Source organism: Candidatus Manganitrophus morganii (genome assembly GCA_021651055.1).
GTDB lineage: Bacteria > Nitrospirota > Nitrospiria > SBBL01 > Manganitrophaceae > Manganitrophus > Manganitrophus morganii.
In genome coordinates this window covers 2,683,580-2,707,951 of the sequence record JAJHOH010000001.1, presented here as the reverse complement: position 1 = coordinate 2,707,951, position 24,372 = coordinate 2,683,580, and the positions used below count along the sequence as shown (strand labels likewise).

Sequence of the window (24,372 nt, the reverse complement as noted above, 5' to 3'; positions counted from 1 at the left end):
CAAGCAAGGACCCGGACGACCGGAGGGATCGAAAAGACGTTTTCTTCAGAAAATCAGATTAGAGGCGGGTGATATCGGATGAAGATTCCTCCTCAGGCTCCGCGCTCTCTTCCACGTTTAAGCCGAGGAATTCTTCGTAACGCTTGATGACCTTTTCAGCATACTTCACAGGGATCTCCTCTCCCGAATGGAGCCAGCGCGCCACGGCCGTAGGGCCGTAATTGTAGGCCGTCAACGCGACGGGAAGATCACCGAATCTCAGGTAGAGCTCCCAGAGGTAATGAATCCCCAATTTGATATTGATGAACGGGTCCAAAAGGGGATCTTTCTCGTGCCAAACGATATTGTTTGTTTCGGCCAATGCTTTTCCGGTCGTCGGAATAATCTGCATCAAACCGACCGCCCCCTTCGGCGACATCGACCAATTATAGAAGGAACTCTCCGTGGAGATGACGGCCATCACCAATTCCGGATCGAAGCCGTACCGATGGCTCTCTTCATTAATGAAGGTCGCCAGCTCCCGCTTTTTATCCGGCCGCAGTCCCGTCTTGAAATTCGATAAGATCTGCAGAACCTTTTTCTCCCGCGCCTTGAGGTCCATTTCCTGAGGAGCCGGCGACAATTCAACGGAAGAGGAATGAATCGGCAAAGAGGCGGTCTGGGAAAACTCGGTCGAGAAAGGATGGAGAAGAAAAAATCCCAACGAGAGGGTAAAAAAGCAAGGTCTCATATATTTTTTCGTTTTTTGTATCATGCGGCGCTACTTTACTAAAATTATCCCGCCGAGTCAACTCCCTCTTTCGAGGGGATCGGCAACCCCTAATAGGGATAATCTAGAAAGGGATAGAAAGATCGCCCTGTAAAAAAAGAAGATCGGGAGAATCCTCTTTGATTTCAGCAGGAAGCGATCATTCTTCCTTCAGGGTAATGATCGTGACGGCATCTCCCCCCTCCAGAAGGTCCCCGGGGCGAAATCGCGCGACGTAGGGCGAGGTTGGTAAATATTCCCGAACGGCCTTTTTTAGCTTTCCGCTTCCATGTCCATGGACGAGGCGGATCTCCCGTTCGTTCCCCAGGATCGCCCGATCCAAAAAACGCTCCAGAATCTCCAGCGCCTCCTCCACCCGCTTCCCGATGAGATCCACGGTGGACTCGGACGACCCCGCCGATTTAAATGCCGGGGCCGTCGGAATCTCTTCTACGTTCTCCTCCAGGACCCCCTCAATGGCATCGGGTGAGACAGAAAGGGTCTGGCTTCCAATCTGAACACGGACTTTTTTTAATCCCTCCGGAGCATCGAGCAAAAAGCCCCGCTTGCCGAGCGGGACGATCTCAACCCGCTGGCCGGCCCGTAACGGCATTGGAGCGGATGAGGGTTCCCTCGGGGCCGCCGTGCCGCCGGCCTTTTTTTCTATTTCCATCAGGAGACTCTGACCTTTCTTGATCAGGGCCGGATCACGCTTCTCCTTTAGAGATGCCACCAGCGTTGCAATTTCGGATCGGGCCTCCGCAACCGCTTCTGCGACTTTTTGACGGACCTTTTTCTGAATCTCCCGCTCGCTCATCGCCCAGCGGGCGGCCCCTTCTTTTTGCGCGGCGGCCGCTGCTTCCGCCTCCGCTCGGAGGGCCTCCCACCGTTGTCGCTCTTCTTCCGCCTTACGACGTTCTCGCTCCAGTTCGGATATGATCCGTTCCAGCGTCGTCTCGTCGGGACGAAGATGTTCTTTCGCTCGCGCAAGGATCGAGTCGGGCAGCCCCAAACGGGCCGCCATTTCCAGGGCGGCGCTTCGACCGGGAGTTCCTAACACCAGGCGATACGTGGGGGCGAGTTGTTCCAGATCGAAGGCAAGACTTCCATTCAAAAATCGAGGATCGGCCTGGGCCAGTCCTTTGAGGGAGGGATAATGCGTCGTCGTCACGATCCGCATTCCCCGATCGGCCAACTCCGTTAATATCGCCGCGGCGAGGGCTGCCCCTTCGGCGGGATCGGTCGAAGTGACCAATTCATCGAGCAGAATCAGCGATCCACCCGGAGCCGTTTCCAGGATGGCTAAAATTTTAAGGAGGTGGGCCGAGAAGCTCGAAAGGTCGCGCGAGAGATCTTGATCATCGCCGATGTCGGCAATGACCGCCGGGAAGAGGGGAATCTCCGAACCCTCCCGGCATGGAATCGGAAGACCGGCTCGAACCATCAGCGCCAAAAGGCCGACGGTCTTCAAGAGGACCGTCTTCCCGCCGGTATTCGGACCGGAGAGAATCAAGGCGCGGCGCCCCTCTTCCAAAAGGATGTCGTTGGGAACGATGCTTCCCTTCCAGAGCAGGAGGAGCGGGTGCCGGGCCTCGAAGAGACCGATCGCACCCCCGGCATTCACCTTCGGGCAGATCCCGCCGATCCGTTCGGCCAGGTTCGCCGACGCGCGGAGCAGATCGATCTCGGCAAGGATCTCCAGGTTCCGCGTAAGCCGCCCCGCTTCTCTTCCGACCCCCTCGCTGAGCGATCGCAAGATCCGCTCCACTTCACGGGAGACCGCCAACTGGGCGACCCTCAGGCGGTTGTTCGACCCGACCAGCTCTCTCGGTTCGACGAATGCGGTCGCCCCGCTCGCCGAGAGATCATGAACGACCCCTCCCTCTTTGTTCTGATCGGCGATCTTGAAGGGGAGGACATACCGTCCCTCCCGCTCGGTATAATACGGCTCCTGCAAAAGTTTTTCATAACGGGCCGATCGAAGAATCTTTTCGAGCTGATCGGTGATCGCCTCCCGCGCCCGGGCCGCCTCGGCGGTCAGGGCGCGGAGGGCCGGCGTCGCTCCCTCCTGAATCCGTCCCTCCGGGTCGACGGCTGCCGCGATCTTTTGTCTTAAACCGGCCGGCGGCTCCAGTTGCACCGCGATCTGAAAAAGGCGGGAAGCCTCCTCTTTTTTTCGGATCAAGAAAGAGCGGACCGACTCGGCCTGTTCGAGCAGATCATGGATCCCCCGCAACTCGATTCCCTCCAGAACCGCTCCTTTGGTCGCGCGGGCCAAGAATGGGCGGGGATCGGTAAAAGAGGAGAGAGGGATATGGCTCCCCTCCTTTAAAAGGAGAACCCCCTCCCAAACAACCGCAAGCCGCTCCCGAACCGTTCCCGGTTCCTCCAGGAAAGGGAGGGCGCGGCAGCGCTCCGCCGTGATCGGCAACGCGGCCTGCCGGGCGAGAAATTCAACGATCTCGGGCCAGCCGAGTGAGGTGAATGACTGTTCGTAGAGAGGGTTCGATTGCATGTCGATCTTGTTCCTTCTTCTAATGATCCACTTCAGCGATGCGCAAGCCTGACCAGGTTGCTTAAATAAAAACGTCCCGGTACAATCAGGACTTCGCAACGAGGTAAATTAACACAACGCTTGGAAAAGGGTCAAACGAATGTCGCTCAGCGCCGGACAGATTGGGGAGGTCCTTGCAGAGATCGGGGACACGCTGCGGGGCGGGGTCCTTCAGAAAATCGATCAGCCCCAACCCTGGAGCCTGGTTTTCGAGATTCATCATCGGCGGGAGAGATATCACCTCTACTTTTCCGGACAGCGGCGCTTCTCCCGAATCCACCTGACCAACGAAAAACATCCCAACCCCTCCTCCCCTCCCCGGTTCTGCCAACTCCTGCGGGCGCATCTTCGATGGAAACAGATCGTCTCTCTTGAACAGATCGGAGGAGACCGGATCGTCCGAATGACCTGCGCCTGGCCTTCGACCCGAACGGAGATAAAGACGGAAACGTCACAAGAAGTCGGAGGCGATGCCCTACCACCTTCATCAACGAAAGAAGGAGAGACGCAAACCCTCTCTCTGGTCGCGGAGCTGATGGGGACGGCGTCGAATTTCTTTTTAATCGACCATCAAGGGATTGTTTTGGGCTCGCTCTTCCCCCCTCCCGCCGGGCGCGCCTTACAGGTCGGTCTCCCCTACCTCCCTCCTGCGCTGCATCCGACCGGTCTCTTTAAAGAAACGGAGATTCTCCTTGTCGAACCGGGTCCCCACCGATTCAACCGGTCGGTGGAGGCCACCTATCGCCCCCTGCAGGAAAAAACGGCCGCGGAGGAAGAGAAGAGGCGGCTGACGGCCCTGATCGATGAGGGAATTCGCCGCTGCCGGAAAAAGTTACAGCAGATCTCCATCGGCCTGGCCGAGGCCGAAAAAGCCGACCGGTTTCGCTACGAAGGAGAGCTCCTGAAGGGTCATCTTCGCCAAGTCCGGACAGGAATGACTGAGGTGAAGATTCCCGATCCAGCGCATCCGGATCAGGCGGAGATGACTCTTTCGTTGGACCCCGCCCTCTCCCCGTCGGAAAATCTGGAACGGTTCTTCAAGAGATATAAAAAAGCCCAGGCGGCGCAGGCGGCCCTTCAGACGCAGAGGGAGAAGACGAAAAAAGAATTGGAAGCGCTGGAACGGAATCGAACGGTCCTTCTGGAAGGGGGGACCGTCGCCATGGCGGGAAAAACGCCCGTCCCGACCCGAAGGGAGAAGGGGAAGCGGGCCGGCCCTCCCACCTTTCTCTCGGCAGACGGCTGGAGCGTGATCGTCGGAAGAAATCATCGGGAAAACGAAGAGATTACTTTCCGGACGGCGCGGGGAAACGATCTCTGGTTTCACGCCCGCGGCGTTCCCGGGTCCCATCTGATCGTCCGGATGGACCGAGGGAAGGAGATCCCCTACCAGACCCTGCTCGACGCGGCGACCCTGGCGCTTCATTTCAGCGACGGGAGGAAAGAGGGGAAGGGAGATGTCGTTTATACCTTTCGGAAGTATATCCAGAAACCGAAAGGGGCCAAGCCGGGGGCCGTCCTCGTCTCCCAGGAGAAAAACATCTACATTGAGATCGAACCGAAGCGGCTGGAGCGCCTCTTGGCCAGCACCCTTTGAGAAGAATAAAGGATGAATCGGATCAATCCGGAGGGAAGAAGATCAACTTTCCTCACACTAATGTCTTCAACGCGGGACAGTGCTCTTTGACCTTCAAGAGGATTTCATCCGGATTGATCGGCTTCACGATATAATCTTTCGCCCCCAATTCCATGCTGCGCGCCTTGGAAGCGTGATCGACTTTCGCCGAGATCACCACCACCGGAATCTGACTCATCCCTGAATCGCCCCGCATGACCTCCATCACCCCAAAACCGTCCAGCTTCGGCATCATGATATCCAAGAGAATAAGCGCCGGCGCCGCTTCCTGAATCTTTTGGAGGGCCTCGACGCCGTCCCTGGCCGCAAAGGTGGAATACCCCCCCTGATTTAAGATCACCGTTAAAATATGGATCGTATCTTGATTGTCATCGACAATCAGAATCCGCTTTGACAAAGAACCACCCTCCCCCATTCCCGCATCAGAGGAGACTTTCCCCTCACCCAACTGATGCAACGAAGCAAATGTTGTTATTCTAATCAATGGAGAAACCCGATTTCAATAAAATACGTAAAAATAGTGAGGCCCCTGTTTTTCGCAAGGAAAGAGGGTTTCTCTCATAGAAAAACGCCTCCGGCTGGGGTTAAATCCCGAAAGAGCTTGAAAAATATTTCTGAAGGATTAAGATAAGGCGTTGGCTCCTTATCAATTCGATTGTTCGCGCCGATTGCTCGCGGCAACCGCCGGTCCGACCAGAAGGGCGACCGCTTAACCGGCTTCGCCTTATCCTCAAAAGGAGAATCGATCCAATGAACTTGAGATTTGAAAAGCTCCCAGGCCCCATCTATCCCGCTTACCTCCACGTTGGAGATTATTCCATCGCGCTCGAGCCCGAACTGGTCCAGACCTTGAAAGAGAGTACGCAGCTCGACCAGACGCGATTCTTTGAAAATCTGATTCAAAAAGTCGGAATGAACCGATACCTGAGAGAAATGATTCAGGAGGCGGTTGCAAAGGCGGAAGATCCCGGATTGTTGGCAAAACAGCTACAAGCGGAGTTGCAGACCCTCTGACGAATGCGGAGCTTTTATGGGCGGGCTTCGATCGGGAGGTAAGGAAGCTCCCTGGGGCCGGTATAAAGGCAGCGCGGGCGGATCAATCGGTTGTGGTCGTGCTGTTCGATGACGTGGGCCGACCAGCCGGCGATCCGGCTGCAGACAAAAAGCGGGGTGTCGAACTCGACCGGAAGGCCGAGAAGGTAGTAGGCCGAAGCGGAATAGAAATCGAGATTGGGATGAAGCCCCTTCTCCTGCCGCATTCTCTCCTCGATCCGGCTTGAGAGCGCAAACCATTTTCGGTCGTTCTTCTTTTCCCCCAACTCCTTTGAATATCTCTTGATGATATCGGATCGGATATCCCCCCCCTTCAGCACCCGGTGGCCGAACCCCATGATCCGCTCCTTCCGGGCCAAGCGGTCACGGATGTATCGCTCCTCGTTTTCAATCCCGCCGATCTCCAGAAGCATCTTCATCACCGCCTCGTTCGCGCCGCCGTGCAGCGGTCCCTTGAGCGACCCGATCGCCGAGGTGATTGCGGAGTGCATATCGGAGAGGGAAGAGGCGGTCACCCGCGCCGCGAAAGTCGAGGCGTTGAATTCATGTTCGGCATAAAGAATCAGCGAGATCTCCATCACCTTCTCCGAGAACGGATCGGGCCGTTTTCCGGTGATCAAATAGAGAAGGCTCGCCGCGTGCGACAGGGACGGATCGGAAGAAGGAGGCTCTTCGGGCGCATGCCGGAACGCGGCCAAAAGCGAGGGGATCTGAGCAATCAGCCGGATCGCCTTGCGAAGATTGGCCGGGCGGTCGTTCGATCCCCGATCGGGATCGTTGAGCCCGAGAAAGGAAACCGCAGTCCGGAGCATGTCCATCGGGCCGGCGGAGGTCGGAACGGTCTTCAGAAAACGGCGGACGGTTTCGGGAAGCGGGCGCGACCGGACCAGCTCCCCCGAAAAATCGGAGAGCTCTTTTCGATTGGGCAGTTTTCCCATCAGCAGAAGATAGGCCACCTCTTCGAACGAGGCCCGCTCGGAAAGATCTTCGATCCGGTAGCCGCGATAGAAGAGTCCCCCGGTCGTCTCCTCCACGTCACAAATCTCGGACTCTCCCGCCAGAATCCCTTCGAGCCCATGATAAACCCGATCGGCGTCCCCTTTGCGAACGTCACTCATTTTTTCCTCCGGTTGCTTCGCCTCGGGCCGGGTTTCTGGGAAGCCAGATCCTGATCGAGCCGCTCATAATCGGCATATCGGATGACTTCATAGAGCTCTCGGCGGCTCTGCATCCGCCCCAGCAATCGCCTCGACGTCCCCTCCTTCTTCAGCACCTCCAGGGTCTCCTCCATCGCTTTTGCCGCCGTTCGAAAGAGGGTCATCGGGAAGAGAATCAACCGATAGCCGATCCTTGAAAGTTCTTCGGCGGAAAGAAGCTGGCTCTTGCCGAATTCGGTCATGTTCGCCAACAAAGGGGCCTTGATCTTCTCCGCGAATTTCGTAAATTCCTCTGCCGACTTCAACGCTTCCGGAAAAATCACATCGGCGCCGGCGTCGAGGTAACGGCGCGCCCGATCGACGGCATCACGAAAGCCGGTCACCCCCCTGGCGTCGGTTCTGGCGATGATCAGAAAATCGGGATCGCGCCGCGCGCGGGTCGCCGCTTGGATCTTCTGAACCATCTCCCTGGCGGGGATCAGACTTTTTCCGGGCAGATGACCGCATCGTTTCGGGAAAGCCTGGTCTTCGATCTGAATCCCGGCCACCCCGGCCGTCTCGAACGCCTCGACCGCCCGGACCAGGTGTATCCCTTCGCCGAAGCCGGTATCGGCGTCGGCAATCGCCGGAATCTTCACCGCCCGCGCGATATAGGCCGCCTGGGCCGTCACCTCCGCCAGAGAGAGAAGCCCGACGTCGGGAACCCCCGCCACCCCGTTTGCAAGGCCGGCCCCGGAGATGTAAACCGCCTCGAAGCCGGCCCGCTCGATCAACTCCGCGGAGAAGGCGTTGAACGCCCCCGGCAGGAGAAGGGTGCGCTTTTCGATGATCTGCCGGAGCCGTCTGCCGGGAGAGGTCATCCCTTCCCCCTCACCTTCAGCAGGTTTAAAATTTCCCCCATCGATTTCACCTTCTCCAACGCCCAAATCCGGGCCAGCACCCCTTCAATTTGTCTTTTCGAAAGGAGCCGGCCGGCCAACCGCCGGAATTTCTCCTCCACCTCGGCGTCGGTCATCGGATTCTTCGGATGGCCTCTCGGGTGGTCGACCCGCTCAATCTCGCGTCTTCCCCCCGCCTCCATCTCGACGATATTCGCAATGGCGCCGGGATAAGCGGCGGAGAGATCGGGGTCGGAGAGGACACGCACCTTCTGGATCAGGAGATGAAGTTTCGGATCGATCAAACGCCGCGGTCCAAACTGCCGAAGCCCCACTTCTCCATCCATCAGAGCGACCGCGACACAATAGGGAAGGGAGTGATCGGCCGTCTCCCGGGTCTTCGGATGCCACTTCTCCGGGTCGCGCCCGATGATCTCATAAGAGATATCGGGGGTGCGGACTGTGATCGCGTCGATCGAATCGATCCCCCCTCCCATTCGCTCCCGCAGCAGAAGCGCCGCCTGGACGGCGCTCTGGGCATGGTACTCCACCGGGAAATATTTGATGTACGTTTCCATGATCTTGAACGGACCGGACGGATGGAGCGGCGGGAGGTCGAACTCGCCCGAAACAATCCGCATGAAACCTTTCTCTCCCTCGAAGATCGGCGCCGGACCGGTCATCCCCAGCCGGGCGAGCTCCACGGCGAAAAGCCCGTTGCGCGCCGCATTGGCGAAGGCCGCCGCCTTCCACATCGAGATCTCCCCGACCCGCGTCTGGCGGAGCGCCTGATTGGGCGTGCCGGCCAGGCCGACGGCGTGGATCGTCTTTGCCTCTGTCAGTCTCCAGAGCTTGGTCGCCACCAGCGCGCTGGAGAAGGCCCCGTAGGTCACATGATCCCATCCCCGCGGACGAAGGGCGGCGGCGTCACAGAGACGGCATTGAATCTCGTAGCCGAGGACGATCGCCTCGATCAGCGCCTTTCCGCCCCGCCCCGCGGCCTCGGCCGCAGCCAGAGCGGCCGGAATGTTGTCGCTCGGGTGGGCCGGCTCCTTGGACAGGTAAGTGTCGTTATAGTCGAGATAGCGGACGGCGGTGCCGTTGGCGAAGGCGGCAAGGTCCTCCGTCGTTCGATGCGCCTCCCCGAGGAGCGTGGCACCTTCTCGGAACCGGACCGACCGGGTCACCTTGCGTGCGATCTTCGCCGGGGGGTCTTTCCAGCCGCCGAAGGCGCAGCCGAGCGTGTCGATCAGGCGGCGCTTCACCTCATGAATCACTTCCGGCGGCAGATGGCGGTAAGATAATTCGCGGCTAAAACGCGCGAGCCGCTCTGCCAACGTGGAATCGACTTTGGGATGGGCGGTGTGGGCCATCGCTCCTCCTTGTTTTATTTTCGATGGTTTTAGTCTACAAACCTTTGCGGGAAGTGTCAATGCAACCGTGGATCGTTTGCTTGAACCGCCCCTCTTCCTCCCCGTTAACTCACCATGTTATAATCAATATGCGTTCGTCCTTCTCGATTTTTTTCTGAGTTGCGCGTCGCCAAGCCTCTTTTCCACCCGGGAGTATTTTCCATGCAAACAGAACCATCCCCACGCAAATTAATCGAAGATGACGACATCCAAAGCGTGCTGGATGATCTCATCCTAGTGCAGGAACGAACCCAAATACCTTATGTGTTTGGAGGAGGCCTTGCCGCCAAATGTTTGGGAAGGGAGCGACGGACAAAAGATATCGATATCTTCGTGCGGCCGGAGCATGCCGAGCGGCTGCTCAGCGCCCTGGACCAGATCGGGTTTAAGACCGAGATGACCGACCCGAAATGGCTCTACAAAGCCAAGAAAGACGACGTTCCCATCGATATCATTTTTAAATCGGCGGGAAATATTTATCTCGATGACGAGACCTTTCGAAGGGCGACGCCGATCGATTTTATGGGAAAGCGAATTCCGATTCTTCCCGCCGAAGATCTCATCGTCATGAAGAGCCTGGCCACGGAAGAGTTCGGCCCACACCACTGGTTCGACGCCCTCGATGTAATCAAATCCGGAAAGATCGATTGGGACTATTTAAAACGGCGCGCCAAACATGGACCCCGCCGGGTCTTGGGTCTTCTCTTCTATGCGCAATCAATCGATCTGCCGGTCCCCGATCGCGCCGTCTTGGACATCTTGCATACCTATCTTGAATGATTTGAGGAAGCGATGACAGAAGATCATTATCTCCGGGAAAAAATCAGGCAGACCCTTGCGACCGACCCCCATGTCGGCATTCTGAACGTCCGGGTCCAGATCGAGGGGAAGCGGATCATTCTCTATGGAGAGGTCTCCTCTCCGGAGAAAGGAGAGTACGCGCGAACGGTCGTTCAGCGGCAATTGCCCGATTTTGAGGTCATCAGCGAGCTCACCCCGCCGATCCCGCCGGAAGCCCCCCCACCGGAAGGCCCCTATGTGAGGATCGCGGCAGCGGGCGACCTTCACTACGACGCGCTCTCACGCGGGAAGCTTCGTTCTCACTTCCAGAAGCTGGAGGGAGAGGCCGATCTTCTCCTTTTGGCCGGCGATTTGACCGACACGGGAACCGCTAAAGAAGCCGCCGTCCTCGTCGAAGACTTAAAAGAACTCCGGATCCCGATCGTCGCCGTTTTAGGGAACCACGATTATCACTGCAATCAAGTCAAAGAGGTCCATCGACTGTTGGAAGAAGCCGGGGTCACGGTCTTGGAAGGAGATTCCACCGTGGTTCACTGCCGGGAGCTGTCGATCGGCATCGCCGGGACGAAGGGGTTCGCGGGGGGATTCGAGGGGGCCTGCGGGACCGTCTTCGGCGAGCCGGAGATGAAACATTTTATCGCCCATACCGAAAAGGTGTCCAGCCGGTTGAAGGAAACCCTCCTCTCCTTGGAGACCGATCTCAAAATTGCGCTTCTCCATTATGCGCCGATCCGAGAGACCCTTGCCGGCGAGCGCGCCGAGGTCTTCCCCTTCTTGGGGAGCTATCTCTTGGGAAAAGCGATCGACGAAGCGGGAGCCGATCTTGTCGTTCACGGCCATGCGCACCACGGTCGAGAACGAGGCATGACCCGCGGAGGAATCCCCGTCCGCAATGCCGCCATCCCGATGCTCAAGAAAGCCAACCTCTTCTATTCTCTCTCTCCACGTGCAAAAAAAACACATTCGTAAGAGGAGAAATACCGAATCTGACGTGATCCTTCCCATCCAGGCGGGCGCATTCTGGCCCGGTCTACCACATTGCCTTCAGACTCCATCATCCCCTTCACTTCCTTAGAGGCACCCTTTTTGCAAAATCTTATATAGGGGTATTACAAATCCATTTTTCCTTTTTCAATAGCAGCAATTTATTGTCGAGGAAGAGGAGGTTCATAATGGAAATGGAACGTGAAGGAGTCAGGGAGCCGTATAGAGAGCCTTATCCAACAACGAGAGAATCTTCCCTCTATCCGGTGAGTCGAATCGGGTGGGGTGCGGTGATTGCCGGGTTTTTTATCGCTACGGTGACGCAGATCTTACTCAACACACTCGGTGTCGCCATCGGATTAAGCATGGTCGGCGCAGAGGGACAAACTTCCGGAGCCGCGATCGGCATCGGGGCCGGAATTTGGACGATTCTCTCGTCGATCATCTCTGTTTTTATCGGTGCCTGGGTCGCGGGCCGCTACACGTCGATTCCTGAACGGGGTGAAGGTTCCCTCCAGGGCGCCCTCGTCTGGTCGCTCTCGCTGATCTTCTTTATTTGGATCGCCACGATGGGGGTCGGCACGGCCCTTGGGGGTCTCATGGGCGTGGTCGGGCAGGGTGTCCAGGCAGGCGCACAAGGGGCCGCCTCACAAATGGGACAGGGGGATCAAAACGTGGGACGCGGTGCAGGTGGCGGAGCGGAGATGGACCGTGAGTCGATGATTCAAAACCTGATGAATACCACCCAGATGTCGCGGGAACAGGCGGAAAGCGCCGTCGATCAACTCGGCAATCCCGAGCAGATGAAGCAGCAAGCGGCGGAGGCTGGCGAAACAACCGCGAAGTTTGGTGCCGCCGCAGCATGGTGGTTCTTCATCACGGCGCTCTTGTCTCTCGGGGCCGCTGTCTGGGGAGGACATCTCGGATTCTCGCGGCGCGGTTATTACGACCGGCCGGTAAGAACCTGAGGGGGGATTCTGAAAGATTCTCCTGAACGATCAAGGCGCGTCGCCCTCATCGATCTAATGATAGATCGGGAAGCGACGCGTCTTTTTTAAAGCGGTTTGTTTTGGAAGGAGCCGCGAACCGCCGGACCTCCGCCGGGGTCAACGGTCGATGCCCCCCCGTCGGGAGATCTCCCAATGCCAGATCGCCGATTCGGACCCGGATGAGATCTTCAACCTGATAGCCGAGCGCCTCGCACATCCGGCGCACCTGGCGGTTTCGCCCCTCCCGGAGGGCCAGCGAAATACACTCCTTACCTTCAGCCTGCCTCAGGCGGGTCGCTTCCGCGGGGGCGGTTTGCCCCTCCTCAAGAACGACACCCGACCGAAGCCGCTCCAAATCGTTCTCTGAGATCTGCCTGTTCAGCTTCACATGGTAGATCTTGGAAACTTTTGATTCCGGCGCCGTGATTCGATTTCCCCACTGCGTATCATTGGTCAGGAGCAACAGTCCGGAGGTCTCTTTATCGAGACGACCGACCGGGAAGAGCCACTGTTCATCTTTTCCAAGGAGATCATAGACGGTTTTCCTTTCCCTTTCATCCGAACGGGTCGTCACCACCCCTTTCGGCTTGTGCATCATCAGATAAACCGGGGCCGCAGAGCGGATGATTTGCCCATCCACCCGGATCACCTCCCGATCGGGATCGACGCGGACCTCCGGATTTCGAATCAATCGCCCATTCACGGAGACCCGCCCCGATTCGATCAGCGGCCGCGCCTGGCTGCGCGAGGTAAAACCGAGCTTCGAGAGGGCGCGCCCCAGACTCACCTTTCGCTCCAGCGGGCGTCCCGGAGAGCCGGGGCGACCCCTTTTCGCTATTTTTTTTTCTTTTCCAGAAGAAGGGTGATCCATTCTCCCCTTTGTATTCTTCGAACCAGGGTAAAGCGCTCGCGATATCGGAGAAACACGCCGCGCCATTCCGATGCCAGTATTCCGGAGAGAATCAGCGTTCCTCCCGGGCCGACCCGATCGGTCACGGCTTCAGAGAACGCGATCAAGACCGGCGCCGTGACATTGGCAACGACCCACCGATAGCGGGAACGGGAAGGAAGCATCTCGCGGAAAACGATTTTGGAAGCCACCCCATTGATCCGCGCATTTTCTCTGGCCACGGCGAGAGCGACCGGATCGACCTCGACCGCCGTCACTCCAATCGCGCCCAATTTCGCCCCGGCAATCGCCAGGATGCCGCTCCCCGTCCCGATATCGAGGAGCCTCCCCCGCTCCTCATCCCCGAGCCGTTTTTCCAGGAGGATCAGACAGCTTTTTGTCGTCGCGTGTGTTCCGGTTCCGAAAGCCATTCCCGGCGTCAGTCGAATAACCTCTCGCCCGGAACGGTTCGCAAGGGGGAAATGCCATGTCGCGCCGATCAACAAACGTTTCCCGATCCGCTGAACCGGGACGGAATGCTTCTGCCAAGCGGTTTGCCATGCCTCCTCCGGCCGGAGCGCGGTGAGGAATGCGACCTTCCCCTTCGAGACCAGTCGGCGAAGCCCTTTCCGGACGGCGTCGACTCTTCCCCCCTCTTGGAGAGGGAAAAAAACATGGAGATGCACCTGGGAGCCATTCGATTCAACCCATACTCCACCCGCTCCCTGTTCAATGAGAAAGGCAGAAACGCGCGCTTCATCCTCGGCCGGCACGGTCGCCGTGATCTCTCGCCAATGGGCGCCTTCGGTGGACATGGGGCGATTGTAACATGGAACCGGGCGGAGGCTCCATTCCGATCCGGAAAATCATTGCATTTATTCTGCAAAGAAAATCAGGCCGTTGTAACCGAGGCGCCACTCCTTCGCTAATTTCCGAATGATTCGGAAATTAGCGGATGGCATCGGCTTTGCTACTCTCTCGGAGTAGTTCCGAAAGAGGGTGAACCATCATTCGATCGGAATAGACCTTTCTGTAAGAAAGAAACTGTGAACCCTGTTTTCTCTCGCCGTCTCATCTCGTTTCTATTCAAACTCACCACTTCTTTCCGGGTCTTCGCGCCGTTTTTCTTGTCACTCTTCCTCATCGCCTGCGGGAGCGGCGCCTCAACCTCTTCACCCAATCCCAAACTGCCCGATTCCCGATCGAAACAGCCGTCGGTTGTCTCAAAGATAGAAATCGCCCCGACGGAAGCGACCCTTCTGGTCGGAGAGATCCGGCCGTTCGCGGCGACCGTCCTCGATGAAGCGGGTGAAGCAATAAGGGGGATCGCGGTCTCCTGGAAAATCGCCGATCCGACGGTCGGGCGGGTCTCTTCGGACGGCTCCGTGGAGGGACTCAAAGAGGGGACGACGACGTTGACCGCCTTCATTGGAGAGGTAACCAGCAACCCCGCAACCTTAAACGTCGTGCCGCCCTCCCCTTTCCCTCCCGTTGCCTCAATCGATCTGACCGGCCCATCTCAGCCGCTCTTCGTCGGCAACCAGGCCCAGTTCGTCGCAACGGCGGAAGATGCCGATGGAAAACAAATCCCCGGCGTGACCTTTACATGGACTTCCAGCGCTCCGGAGGTCATATCGATCAACCCGCGCGGATCGGCGACGGCGCTGGCGGCCGGAAGCGCCACCGTCACTGCGACGGCGGAAAACGGCATCAACAATTCAACGGTGGTCATGGTGAGCGCCGACAACATTGCTCCCACCGCTCGGATCACGACCACCGCGACGAGCGGGATCGCCCCCCTCACGGTCACCTTCGACGCCGCAGGATCGTCCGACCCCGACGGTTCAATTCTCTCTTATACTTGGACTTTTGGTGACGGCTCTCCCTCCGTACAGGGCTCGGTCATTAACCACACGTATGAGAGCACCGGCGAGTTCACGGCCACGCTCGAAGTGGCCGACAACAGAGGGGCTCTCGGGAGAACGTCCGCCACCATCACGGCAAATTCGCCGTCTCCTCCCCCGCCGCCCGGAGCCGGTTGGCGGCGCAGCGGGGTGAATGGCGATCTCTTCGGGGTTCACTTCGTCTCCGCCTCCGAAGGATGGGCCGTCGGAATCGACGAGGTGATCGCCCACACCACCGACGGCGGCGCCACTTGGGTACTCCAGAAGAACCTGGTTTTCAACGGATCGCCTTCGCCAGACGCCGCGCCGATTGATTTCTACGATGTTTTCTTTACCGACGCCCGGACCGGATGGGCGGTCGGCTGGCCGGAGGCAATCTTTAAGACGACCGACGGCGGCGCCACCTGGGTAGAGCAACATCTGCATCGCGTTTACTGGGGAGACCGCAACGGAGACGGAACATGGGACCATCAAGACTGGTGCACGACTTGGAACAGCACAGAACAATATTGCAGCAAAAAGGTCGGCGTCTACCTGCGCAAGGTCGGGTTTGCCGACGCCCGGAATGGGTGGACCGTCGGACGCTTCGGATTCATTTTCAAAACCGACGACGGCGGGGCGACCTGGCGGGCCATCCCGCAGACGAGCGCCGTCCGCCCCCTTCCGGTGCCGTGCACCTATCCGGCGGGACATTCGCAGGCCGGTCAGCCGCGGCCGGACGTGGTTTCTTATAATCCCCATCTCTTTACGGTCGATGTCATTTCCCCGAACGAAGTCTGGATCGGAGGCGGATCGGAGGCGGACGAACCGTGCGCGACCGGCTGGCTTCGGATGCTCGGGCACACCACCGACGGCGGGCAGACGTGGCGGTACCTCTATGAGGCCGAAAACGGCGGACAACTCGAAGGAAACGGCCGTCTCTTTGACCTTAAATTCAGCCGAAACGCGGACGGCTCGGCAGGGCCGATCGGCTGGGCGGTCGGGGGAAACGGAACGGCCCGCGCCAATGCCCTGCAGACAACCGACGGGGGTCAAACATGGCGTCAGGTGAGATCGGCGTCGAACTTCTCCAACGCCTATTACGGTCTTGCCTTCCTCTCCCCCTCCGACATTTGGATGGCGGGGTGGGGCGGGCTGATTCTCCACAGCGGTGACGGAGGAGCAAGCTGGAGGCAGCAGACAAGCGGGACGTCCAGCCAACTGCGCCGGGTCTTTTTCTTCGATCAGAACAACGGCTGGATCGCGGGTCAGGGTCAGGTCTTCAGGACGGTGTCCGGCGGGGATTGACCCGCCCCCCTCTTTCGAGGGGATTGCTCAAAATGAATTTATACCATACAGTAATATACAACATCGGGAGAAATGATCGCCGGATCGTTTCCCTTCCTTCAACACGAAGAAGAAAACGCGTTTCATCGGAGGAACCTTTAACATGTTCACCCCCTTTGTTCAATTACGGATTCATTTTAAGATTTGGCTGCTCCAACGCGCGGTCCGGGCCTTGGAGGTCAAAACCGCCAAGCCGGAAGTCGCCCAGAACACCACCCATCTTCAGAGATAATCCCGCCCATCTTACCGGCAGGTAAAAATCACGCACTTTCATGCATGTTGATCCAAACTTCCTGCCACCGACACACTCATCCTCTTCCGCCCCAGTGATGTCTCTCTCAAATTAAGATCACTCGATCCCCTCTCCCTCTTTCTCTTGGCGAAAGCAAAGGAGAAACAGGCACCTTCATCCGGTACGGATATTGCTTTTTAATCATCCTAAATATCCCACTTATTCACCGGCAAGGAGGGTTCGATGCGTAGGAGGATCAGCGATTCGGTGATCGTCATTACCGGTGCCTCAAGCGGTATCGGCCGCGCCGCCGCGCTGGCCTTCTCGAAAAAGGGAGCATCGGTCGTCATCGCCGCTCGGCGGGAGCAACCGTTGCGTGAAATTGTCACGCAATGCAAAAACTTGGGTGGAAAGGCGCTCGCGGTGCCGACCGACGTGACCGATGAAGCGGCCGTTCGGAATCTGGCGCGGCGCACCGTGGAGCATTTCGGTCGGCTCGATGTCTGGATCAATAATGCGGCCGTCACCCTTTTCGCCCGTTTTGAAGATGCACCGATCGAGGCCTACCGGCGTGTGATTGAGACAAAACTGTTCGGCTTTATCCATGGGGCACGGGCCGCGCTCCCCTACTTCCGCGAGCAGGGAAGCGGCGTGCTGATCAACAATGCCTCTCTCGCCGCCAAACTCTCTCAACCCTACCTCAGCGCCTATGTCGCCGCCAATCATGGCGTCCGAGGCCTGAGCATGAGTCTGAGACAAGAGCTCCTGCTGGAGGGGGCCGAGAACATCCATGTTTGCACGGTGGTTCCGGCCAGCATCGACACGCCTCTCTACCAGCATGCCGGCAACTACACCGGCCGCGCCGCCAAGCCGCTCCCCCCGGTTTATACGCCCGACCAGGTCGCCGAAACGTTCATCCGTCTGGCAGAGAATCCGCGCCATGAGGTTTACGTCGGCAATGCGGCCCGCACGCTGAGTTTCGAATCTCTGCTGGCGCCTGAAATGACGGAGCGACAACTTGCGGTCATGACCGACAAAATGCAGCTCATGAAAGATCAACCGATTCCTCCCACGGCGGGGAACCTCTTCGAACCGATCCCCGAGTGGACCGGTATTCGCGGAGGATGGAAGGTCAACGGTCACCTCTCCCTTCGCCGTTCCGCCGTAGGGGGAGCGGCGATCCTTGCACCGATCTTGCTGATGGCATGGTTTCGTCTCGGCATGAGAACCGCTCTTCCGAGGAGAAGCGCGCCACGCATGATCGATTTCCTAAGCCCGCTGGCGGAAGCCGTTGGACACGCGATCGCCGGTCGGATGTTCGGTCGCTCTATCCCTTAAGGAAAAGGATGGCGTTGCATCCTCATTTTAGAAAATCCCTTTTATAGAGAGAAAGAGATGGCGAAGAAAGAAGATCCATGCGGCGAGTCGGCCTTGTGGCATGTCGGTATCGATGAGTTTCCCATGAACGATGAAAATCAGACCGCTTACCGGGTTGCGACCTCGGAATTTACCGCCGCCGAGAAAGCGGAAAAATTCGATTGGTGGTTTGCCGATCGGGCCGAGGCCGATCAAGCGAAGATGGTCCTGGAGCTGCACGGCTTCACCGTCTACGGGCCGGACCACGTCCCTTAGAATCATTCAGGTTGGTTTTTAAATGAGAGACGGGAGAGGGATCTTTAGAATCCCTCTCCCGTTCAACGTTTAGCGGAGTCGAGCCAAAACCCGAATCTTCCTCCAAACCACCCCGCAGAAGGGGGAGAAAAAGAGGAGAAGATAAGCGACCGCTTCCATCGGGCGGGATGCCTCCCCCGTCGTTCGCAAGAGACTGCACCCGCCAAATTGCACACCCGAAGAAGATCCGCTCTCTCCAGTGGAGGGGGTAATCGGACCGGGATCTTTTGAGATTGGATCGGGATCTTTCGAAATGGGAGGATCCGATTCCGAATCAGGATCAGGGTCCGTTCCCGATCCGGCCCCCGCCCCGGCGTCAGGGTCCGGATCGGAACCGGGATCGGCCGGCGGAGGGGGTTCGGGGGTCGGTGCAGGATTCGCTCCACCCTGGAGAACCGATATCCGCGTCCCCATTTTCTCACGGGCGTCGTAGAGGAGGAGCGGGTTCTTGCTCCAGGTGTAGACATTCGTGACCACCTGGGCGACCTGCTCATCGGCATAAGCTTCCTCCCCGAGGGTCTTTAGGAGATGCATATATTCGTAATCTTCCATCCCCTCCCGAAGAAGCTTCAACCGGATCGACTCGATTGGAATGTGGCTCGTCCCGCCGATCTTGTTCGGCCGCCCCGGATAGTAGAGGGTCCCGTCGCCGTTGCCGCCGAAATCATACTGGCCGACCCAAGGATCTCTCTGTCCGAAGGCGTAAACCATGTCGTAGTAGAGCTCTCCCTGAAGATTATATTTGAAGCTCATCCACTCCATGATCCGGCTGAACAGAGCGGGGAGATCGATCATATAGCTGGGCCAATCGAGATGGTACCCCTCCGAGTCGAACACTCCCCCCCCCACCATCCCGCAGCCGTGACTGCCGCAGGCCTGATACCACCAGGTCTCTTGGGGATATTTGCTCCGCTGATTCCCGATGGTTCCCGCGCCGCCGGGGACCTCGCCCCCCGGTTCCCGTCCGTACGGCTTGTTGTCCATGAACCGGATGGTCGGGATGAACAGGTCGATGAGACCCGCCACGTTGTTCGAGGTGGCGTTTTGAATGCTGGTCGTGACCCCCGCCATAAGTTCGGGGTCGGCCTGATGGAGGGCGTTGGCCCGGGTTCGAATCGTCTGCCAATGGGCGCTCGTGCTCGGCTCATCGAGGGTGTACTGGAAGAGACGATCGAACCATCCCTTCGCCTTCGCATGCGTCGCGATGCCTCGGAGAAAAGTGGTGTTCGTATCTTGTCCCGAGAAAGACATACTATAGCTCGTCATCTTTGCCCCCGGGAGCTTTCCCCCCGGAAGCGTCTCCGTCCCATCAAAGAGGGGGCCGAAGGTCGTATCGAACGGTCCCCAGTCGATCTGGCTGTTGGAGAGCCCCCCCATGGCTTGCGGCGCCGGCAGATAATTTGTCGTCAGCCGATGAAGCAGATTGGCTTTCGCGTAGAGCTTTACCAGTCTAAGATGGCTCGAACTGGGGGGGGAAGTATAAGAACCCAAACCGTGCCCGACCGGCACAAGGTGGTAATCGATGGAGTGCGCCGACTTGAGGGTTGAAGTGGAAGGAAGGGTAAAATTCCAGACGGTCAGCTGAATCGGGACGATCACCGGGCTCCGTCCGGAGGCCGTCACGGTCGCCGAGCCGGAATAGACCCCCGCCGTCGCCGTGGACGGAACGTAGACCTCGATCCAGACCGGTTGGCTTCTGCCGGATGCGACAGAGAAGGGGAAGGCGTTTCGGACTTCGCCGAAGTAGGCATCCTTCTTCGGAATCAACGCGTCGGGCCACTCTCCCGTCCCCCCCTGGATGGTCGAAACGGTGGCCACGTTGATGTAAGCCTGATTATAAATCATGATCTGATCGGCGGGGATCGTATTGCCGTGAGCGTCGCGCAAATCGCTCACATTTACATCGACACCCGAAAGGGCGCCGCTGTTCGCCGTCACCACCAGCTGGAAGGCTTCGAATTCGTTTCTGGCCGCTTTCAGGACGGCGGCGGTCTGGTTTGTTTTCGGAGAAGTTGTTCTTCGAATTTTGACGGTGGCATGCTCCGTCCAGACGGTCATCGCATCGGCCGCGCCGGCGGACCAGAGCAACACAAAAAGGGTGAGCGCGGCGAGGGCCGTGGTTGCGAAAACAGACTTTCTCTCTCTCATTCCACCTCCATTACATAGGCGTTGATGATAAGGAGGGGGAGCGCCCCCCCTCCGGGCGATGATCGCGGAAAAGTCTCCTTACCGAGAACAAGCTCTACAGTAAGCCCACGGCCAAAGATAACAGAGATTATTTTTGTGACTATTGGGAATTGTCTTAGTACAGGGGTGTGAAAACACTTAGCAGGGTTTTATCGATGATTTTTGTAATGAAGAGGTGCGAAAAAAAGTGACGAGGGACACACCTTTTGAGAAAAGGCGAATGAGGCAAGCTGAGAGAAGGTCGGCTATGAAGCCGCTTTTAAATCGGTCGAGAACTGAACCCGGGACAAAAGCTGCATGAGGTCCCGCGTCCGGAGCGCTTCGATCCGTGAGACCCCCTCCCGAATATCGCGGCGCAGGGAGGCGTCCGCGTATCGTTTGCTGAGCTGCTCGAATTTCCGGGAGACGGTCTCCCACTGCATCGGGCGGGTGTAGAACCCTTCATAATCCCGTTTCTCTTTGATGAGCATCCGCCCGTCTCGTAGAGAGACGATCAGCCGGCACGGCATCTCGTCGGGAAACCGGTCGCTGAAATCTTTCCGGGGGCGGACGGTGATCTTATGAAGGAGCGTCTGAACGTCCCGCCGCTCGATCCGGTCAGGGAGATATTGTTCCGGCATCACCTGGTCATCCAGGAGGGCGGCGGCGACCATATATTGCAGGCTGTGATCGGCCTGCTCTTTGTTTAAAACGATCGTCTTGTCCCCTTCTTCTCCTCCGCCGATAATTTTGTGCGCGACGTCGAAGATCTCGATCTCGATCCGTTCCACGTCGGCCGGAGAGAAAGGGTCCTCCTGCTTGAGCTCCAAAATTCCTTCAATCGCCGATTGGGAATGAATCTCGGCGTTGTACTTCTTGATGATGGTGCGCGTCACCCGTTCGAGATCTTCTCTCTGCCAATCGATCTCAAACCGCCCCGCGATGCTCTCCATGAACCCCTTGTTCCCCTCGAAGACCTCCAAAGGACCGGTGATCCCGCGCATCGCCAAGAAGGCCGCGTGGGTTGCGCCGAAGGCGGTGTTCGGATAGGCCAGCCCCTTCCAATGGGAGAGGAGCCCCGTCCGGGTCACCCGAAGCGCGTTGAAGGCGGTTCCGCTGATGGCGACGGCATGCGCGGTCCGGGTTGGGTCGAGACCGAGCGCCCGGGCTACTCCCGCCGCGGCGGCGTAGGACCCCTGGGTGGTATGATCGAACCCCTTGTCCCGGACGGGAGCGACGTCGCTTAAGCGACACTGAACCTGGTAGGCGACCGCCAGGGCCGCGAGGAGATCTTTGCCCGATCGATCCGAATACTCGGCGGCGGCCAGGACCGACCCGAGGTTGTCGCTCGGATGACAGGTTTCCCCCTTTGCCAGATAACTGTCGTTGAAGTCGAGGTAGCGGACCAGGGCGCTGTTGTAGAAAGCGGCCCGATCGGGGGCGTTCCGCCCGCCGCCGACGAGGGTGCAGCGCTCGGCGCCGCCGAAGTCTTCCAGATGCGCTCGGATAAATCGGATCGGCTCTCCATCGAGCGCACCGATGGCGCAACCGATCGAATCGAGGATGCGGATCTTCAGCGCCTGACGGGCGGCCTCGGAGAGGTTTTCATAAGATGCATTGACGACGAATGAAGCGAGCTGTTCGACAAGGGTCATGGACGTCTCCCCTATTTTGAGAAGGATGCCGAGTGCGGCTTACCTCTAGCGTAAGGAATAGATAAGGGAGGTGTCAAGGAGGGCGATTGACTCTCCGGCGGTTCGTCTGTACACTCCTTCTTCGAAATGAAAAAGAAGGAATTGCCAAAAGAAAAAAGGGCGAATCCGCTTTTATGGATTGTGCTTCTGGTGGGAGCGGCCGCGGGTCTCTTTGCGATCTACACCTTCCGTTCGGAAGCCCCCGTCCAAGCGGAGCGGCGTGAGGCCGAGAGCGCTCCCCCTGCTCCACCCAAACCGGTCCCGGCCCAATTTCCGGTCCGGGGAGCACCGGCGGCGCCGGTGACGATCGAGGAGTTCTCCGATTTTCAATGTCCCTTCTGCGCCCGGAGCGTTTCAACCGTCAAGCAGATTCTCGAAGAGTACCCCGGCGAGGTCCGATGGGTCTTCCGCCACTTTCCGGTCTTTGAATCTCATCCAAACGCCCCGGCGATCCACATGGTCGCCATCGCCGCCGGCGAGCAGGGCCGCTTCTGGGAGATGCACGATCTTCTCTTTGAAAACCGGGACCGCGTCGCCCGAGACGACGTTTTCGGTTATGCCCGCCGGCTGAATCTCGACATGGCGCGGTTTGAGTCCTCCCTGGGCGATCGGAGTCTTATCACCCGGATGGAGGCCGATTATAACGAAGCGATCGAACGGGGGGTCCGGGCGACGCCGACCTTCTTCATCAACGGGCGCAAGGTGGAAGGGGCGATCCCCTATTCCCTCTTCAAACGAGAGGTCGAAACGGCCCTCGCCTCCATGAAGAGAGCCGTGAAACCCTAATGCGGATGGGAAATCCGTAGAGACGTCCCGGCGGGACGTCTCTACGCCTACGCCGCTTCTTCGTATTCCTCCATCTCTTGATAGTCGGAGAAAAGCTCGATCATTCCTTGATTAAAAATCGGGATATCTTTCGGAAAGCGGCTGCTGACCCAGTTATCGTCATGTACCAGCGGCAGATCCCACCAGCGTCCTCCGGCGTTGCGGATGTCGTCCTGGAGAGTGTAGTAGCTGGTCAATGTTCGGCCGTTGACCAGCCCCGCCGAGACAAGCAGCCACGGCGCGTGGCAGATAAAAGCGATCGGCTTGTTGGCCGCTTCGATCATCCTCACGAACTCCTGCGCTTTCCGCTCCATTCTCAAGGCATCGGCGTTGATCACCCCGCCGGGCAAAAGAACCGCATCATAATCATCGGGGTTCGCCTGATCGAGCGTCTGATCGACATTGAAGCGGTCGGCCTTCTCATCGTGATTCATCCCCTGGACCTGACCGGGATGGGGAGAGATAATGGCTGTTGTCGCACCGGCCTCCTCCAGTGCCTTCTTCGGCTCCGTTAACTCCACCTGCTCAAAATCATCCGTGACCAAAATCGCAACCCGCAGTCCCTCTAATCTGATATTCTCTGCCATGACGAACCTCCTTTCTATTAGAACAAACTTAGTCTTTTGCCCGGCGGCCTGTCTATTTGCCGCAAAGAGTTAACTCTTTCGAGTATGAACTTCTTCAATCTCCTCCAGATCCTTTCGCCGGCAAAATTCGCTTGACAGGAACGCCGCAACCGGATAGTATTCATTTGAATACTATCCGGAGATTAAGATGACTCAGTCGCTGACAGACCGTCAGGCACAGGTCCTCCAATTTATTACCGGCTACCTCGCCGACCACGGATTTCCGCCGACGCAGCGAGAGATCATGCGGCGGTTTAAGATGAAGAGCACCCGGGGGGTCGCACGCCATCTGGAAGCGCTGGAGAAGAAAGGCCATTTGAGCCGGCCCCATCGCGGCGCGCGAGCGCTGGAACTGCGCGGAGCAACCCGCGGCATTCCGGTGGTCGGAAAGGTCGCGGCAGGGGAGCCGATTTTGGCGACCGAGAATATCGAAGGGAGAATCGACCTCAATCGAAGCCTCGCCCGATGGAAAGATGCTTTTCTTCTGAAGGTAAAAGGAGACAGCATGATCCAGGCCGGGATCCTGGAAGGGGATTATCTTCTGGTGAAGCCGCAGCCGGGCGCCGAGGAGGGAGAGATCGTCATCGCCCTCTTGAATGGAGAGGCGACGGTGAAACGTTTTGAAAAAAAAGGAGAGCGCATTCTCCTCCACTCCGCCAACCCCGCTTATCGACCGATCGAAGTGACCCCGCAAAGCGGCGACTTCCGGATCGTCGGAAAGGCCGTCGCGGTCATTCGCTCCCTGGAAAGCCCGATCGACTGACTGAACCGGTCACTCTGAGCATCCGCGCTCATGAAAACCCCGCGAAGGATTTCTAATTTCATCA

Annotated in this window: 21 protein-coding genes; 10 read left to right on the top strand and 11 right to left on the bottom strand. The window is 58.2% G+C overall.

Features of this window, described 5'->3' with window-relative positions:
• Nucleotides 1-58: 58 nt before the first annotated feature.
• Together MCM46_12490 and MCM46_12485 are read right to left on the bottom strand one after the other, a co-directional pair.
• Complete coding sequence (locus MCM46_12490) at nt 59-730, bottom strand: lytic transglycosylase domain-containing protein (protein MCG3112625.1); 672 nt, start codon at nt 728-730, stop codon at nt 59-61.
• Nucleotides 731-908: 178 nt separating this feature from the next.
• Complete coding sequence (locus MCM46_12485) at nt 909-3,263, bottom strand: endonuclease MutS2 (GenBank protein ID MCG3112624.1); 2,355 nt, start codon at nt 3,261-3,263, stop codon at nt 909-911.
• A gap of 139 nt (nt 3,264-3,402) precedes the next feature.
• On the opposite strand from MCM46_12485, the gene MCM46_12480 reads away from it, so the two are divergent.
• Nucleotides 3,403-4,899, top strand: a complete 1,497-nt coding sequence (locus tag MCM46_12480) for an NFACT family protein (protein MCG3112623.1) — start codon at nt 3,403-3,405, stop codon at nt 4,897-4,899.
• A 52-nt stretch (nt 4,900-4,951) separates the two neighbouring features.
• On the opposite strand, the gene MCM46_12475 is transcribed toward MCM46_12480, so the two are convergent.
• Entirely contained in the window at nt 4,952-5,335 is a 384-nt protein-coding gene (locus MCM46_12475) for a response regulator (GenBank protein MCG3112622.1), read from the bottom strand.
• Nucleotides 5,336-5,688: 353 nt separating this feature from the next.
• On the opposite strand from MCM46_12475, the gene MCM46_12470 reads away from it, so the two are divergent.
• Nucleotides 5,689-5,952, top strand: coding sequence for a hypothetical protein (locus MCM46_12470; GenBank protein MCG3112621.1), 264 nt, complete (start codon nt 5,689-5,691; stop codon nt 5,950-5,952).
• Between the two features lie 14 nt (nt 5,953-5,966).
• Here MCM46_12470 and MCM46_12465 read toward each other — a convergent pair whose 3' ends face one another.
• The 3 genes from MCM46_12465 to MCM46_12455 are packed head-to-tail and all read right to left on the bottom strand — an operon-like array spanning nt 5,967 to nt 9,399.
• Nucleotides 5,967-7,109: a citrate synthase gene (locus MCM46_12465; protein MCG3112620.1), complete on the bottom strand. Its 1,143-nt coding sequence runs from the start codon at nt 7,107-7,109 to the stop codon at nt 5,967-5,969.
• Nucleotides 7,106-8,008 carry a methylisocitrate lyase gene (gene prpB, locus MCM46_12460; protein ID MCG3112619.1) on the bottom strand — a complete coding sequence of 301 codons (903 nt, stop codon included), beginning with the start codon at nt 8,006-8,008 and terminating at the stop codon, nt 7,106-7,108. Before prpB ends, MCM46_12465 begins: the two co-directional genes overlap by 4 nt.
• Entirely contained in the window at nt 8,005-9,399 is a 1,395-nt protein-coding gene (locus tag MCM46_12455) for an MmgE/PrpD family protein (GenBank protein ID MCG3112618.1), read from the bottom strand. Before MCM46_12455 ends, prpB begins: the two co-directional genes overlap by 4 nt.
• A 201-nt stretch (nt 9,400-9,600) precedes the next feature.
• Here MCM46_12455 and MCM46_12450 point away from each other — a divergent pair, with 201 nt between their 5' ends.
• The 3 genes from MCM46_12450 to MCM46_12440 all read left to right on the top strand — a co-directional run bounded on the left by MCM46_12450 (nt 9,601) and on the right by MCM46_12440 (nt 12,191).
• Nucleotides 9,601-10,218, top strand: coding sequence for a nucleotidyltransferase (locus MCM46_12450; GenBank protein MCG3112617.1), 618 nt, complete (start codon nt 9,601-9,603; stop codon nt 10,216-10,218).
• 12 nt (nt 10,219-10,230) lie between these two features.
• Entirely contained in the window at nt 10,231-11,208 is a 978-nt protein-coding gene (locus tag MCM46_12445) for a metallophosphoesterase (GenBank protein ID MCG3112616.1), read from the top strand.
• 209 nt (nt 11,209-11,417) lie between these two features.
• The gene (locus MCM46_12440; GenBank protein MCG3112615.1) at nt 11,418-12,191 is read left to right on the top strand and encodes a hypothetical protein; all 774 of its coding nucleotides are present in this window, start codon (nt 11,418-11,420) and stop codon (nt 12,189-12,191) included.
• Nucleotides 12,192-12,237: 46 nt separating this feature from the next.
• On the opposite strand, the gene MCM46_12435 is transcribed toward MCM46_12440, so the two are convergent.
• The gene (locus tag MCM46_12435) at nt 12,238-12,999 is read right to left on the bottom strand and encodes an rRNA pseudouridine synthase (protein MCG3112614.1); all 762 of its coding nucleotides are present in this window, start codon (nt 12,997-12,999) and stop codon (nt 12,238-12,240) included.
• Between the two features lie 47 nt (nt 13,000-13,046).
• On the bottom strand, nt 13,047-13,916 hold the full coding sequence (locus MCM46_12430) for a 50S ribosomal protein L11 methyltransferase (protein ID MCG3112613.1): 870 nt from the start codon (nt 13,914-13,916) through the stop codon (nt 13,047-13,049).
• Between the two features lie 231 nt (nt 13,917-14,147).
• On the opposite strand from MCM46_12430, the gene MCM46_12425 reads away from it, so the two are divergent.
• The 3 genes from MCM46_12425 to MCM46_12415 all read left to right on the top strand — a co-directional run bounded on the left by MCM46_12425 (nt 14,148) and on the right by MCM46_12415 (nt 18,195).
• A complete protein-coding gene (locus tag MCM46_12425; GenBank protein ID MCG3112612.1) occupies nt 14,148-16,292 on the top strand; it encodes a YCF48-related protein in 2,145 nt (714 codons plus the stop codon).
• A 514-nt stretch (nt 16,293-16,806) separates the two neighbouring features.
• Nucleotides 16,807-17,901: an SDR family oxidoreductase gene (locus MCM46_12420; protein MCG3112611.1), complete on the top strand. Its 1,095-nt coding sequence runs from the start codon at nt 16,807-16,809 to the stop codon at nt 17,899-17,901.
• Nucleotides 17,902-17,958: 57 nt separating this feature from the next.
• Nucleotides 17,959-18,195, top strand: a complete 237-nt coding sequence (locus MCM46_12415; protein MCG3112610.1) for a hypothetical protein — start codon at nt 17,959-17,961, stop codon at nt 18,193-18,195.
• Nucleotides 18,196-18,264: 69 nt separating this feature from the next.
• Here the strand turns inward: MCM46_12415 and MCM46_12410 are convergent, their stop codons facing one another.
• Both MCM46_12410 and MCM46_12405 read right to left on the bottom strand, forming a co-directional pair.
• A complete protein-coding gene (locus tag MCM46_12410; GenBank protein ID MCG3112609.1) occupies nt 18,265-20,382 on the bottom strand; it encodes a DUF6067 family protein in 2,118 nt (705 codons plus the stop codon).
• A gap of 284 nt (nt 20,383-20,666) precedes the next feature.
• Nucleotides 20,667-22,055, bottom strand: coding sequence for an MmgE/PrpD family protein (locus MCM46_12405; GenBank protein ID MCG3112608.1), 1,389 nt, complete (start codon nt 22,053-22,055; stop codon nt 20,667-20,669).
• Nucleotides 22,056-22,196: 141 nt separating this feature from the next.
• On the opposite strand from MCM46_12405, the gene MCM46_12400 reads away from it, so the two are divergent.
• Nucleotides 22,197-22,880, top strand: a complete 684-nt coding sequence (locus MCM46_12400) for a DsbA family protein (protein MCG3112607.1) — start codon at nt 22,197-22,199, stop codon at nt 22,878-22,880.
• A 47-nt stretch (nt 22,881-22,927) separates the two neighbouring features.
• On the opposite strand, the gene MCM46_12395 is transcribed toward MCM46_12400, so the two are convergent.
• Nucleotides 22,928-23,506: a type 1 glutamine amidotransferase gene (locus MCM46_12395; GenBank protein MCG3112606.1), complete on the bottom strand. Its 579-nt coding sequence runs from the start codon at nt 23,504-23,506 to the stop codon at nt 22,928-22,930.
• Nucleotides 23,507-23,693: 187 nt separating this feature from the next.
• On the opposite strand from MCM46_12395, the gene lexA reads away from it, so the two are divergent.
• A complete protein-coding gene (gene lexA / locus MCM46_12390) occupies nt 23,694-24,308 on the top strand; it encodes a transcriptional repressor LexA (protein MCG3112605.1) in 615 nt (204 codons plus the stop codon).
• Nucleotides 24,309-24,372: the final 64 nt, after the last annotated feature.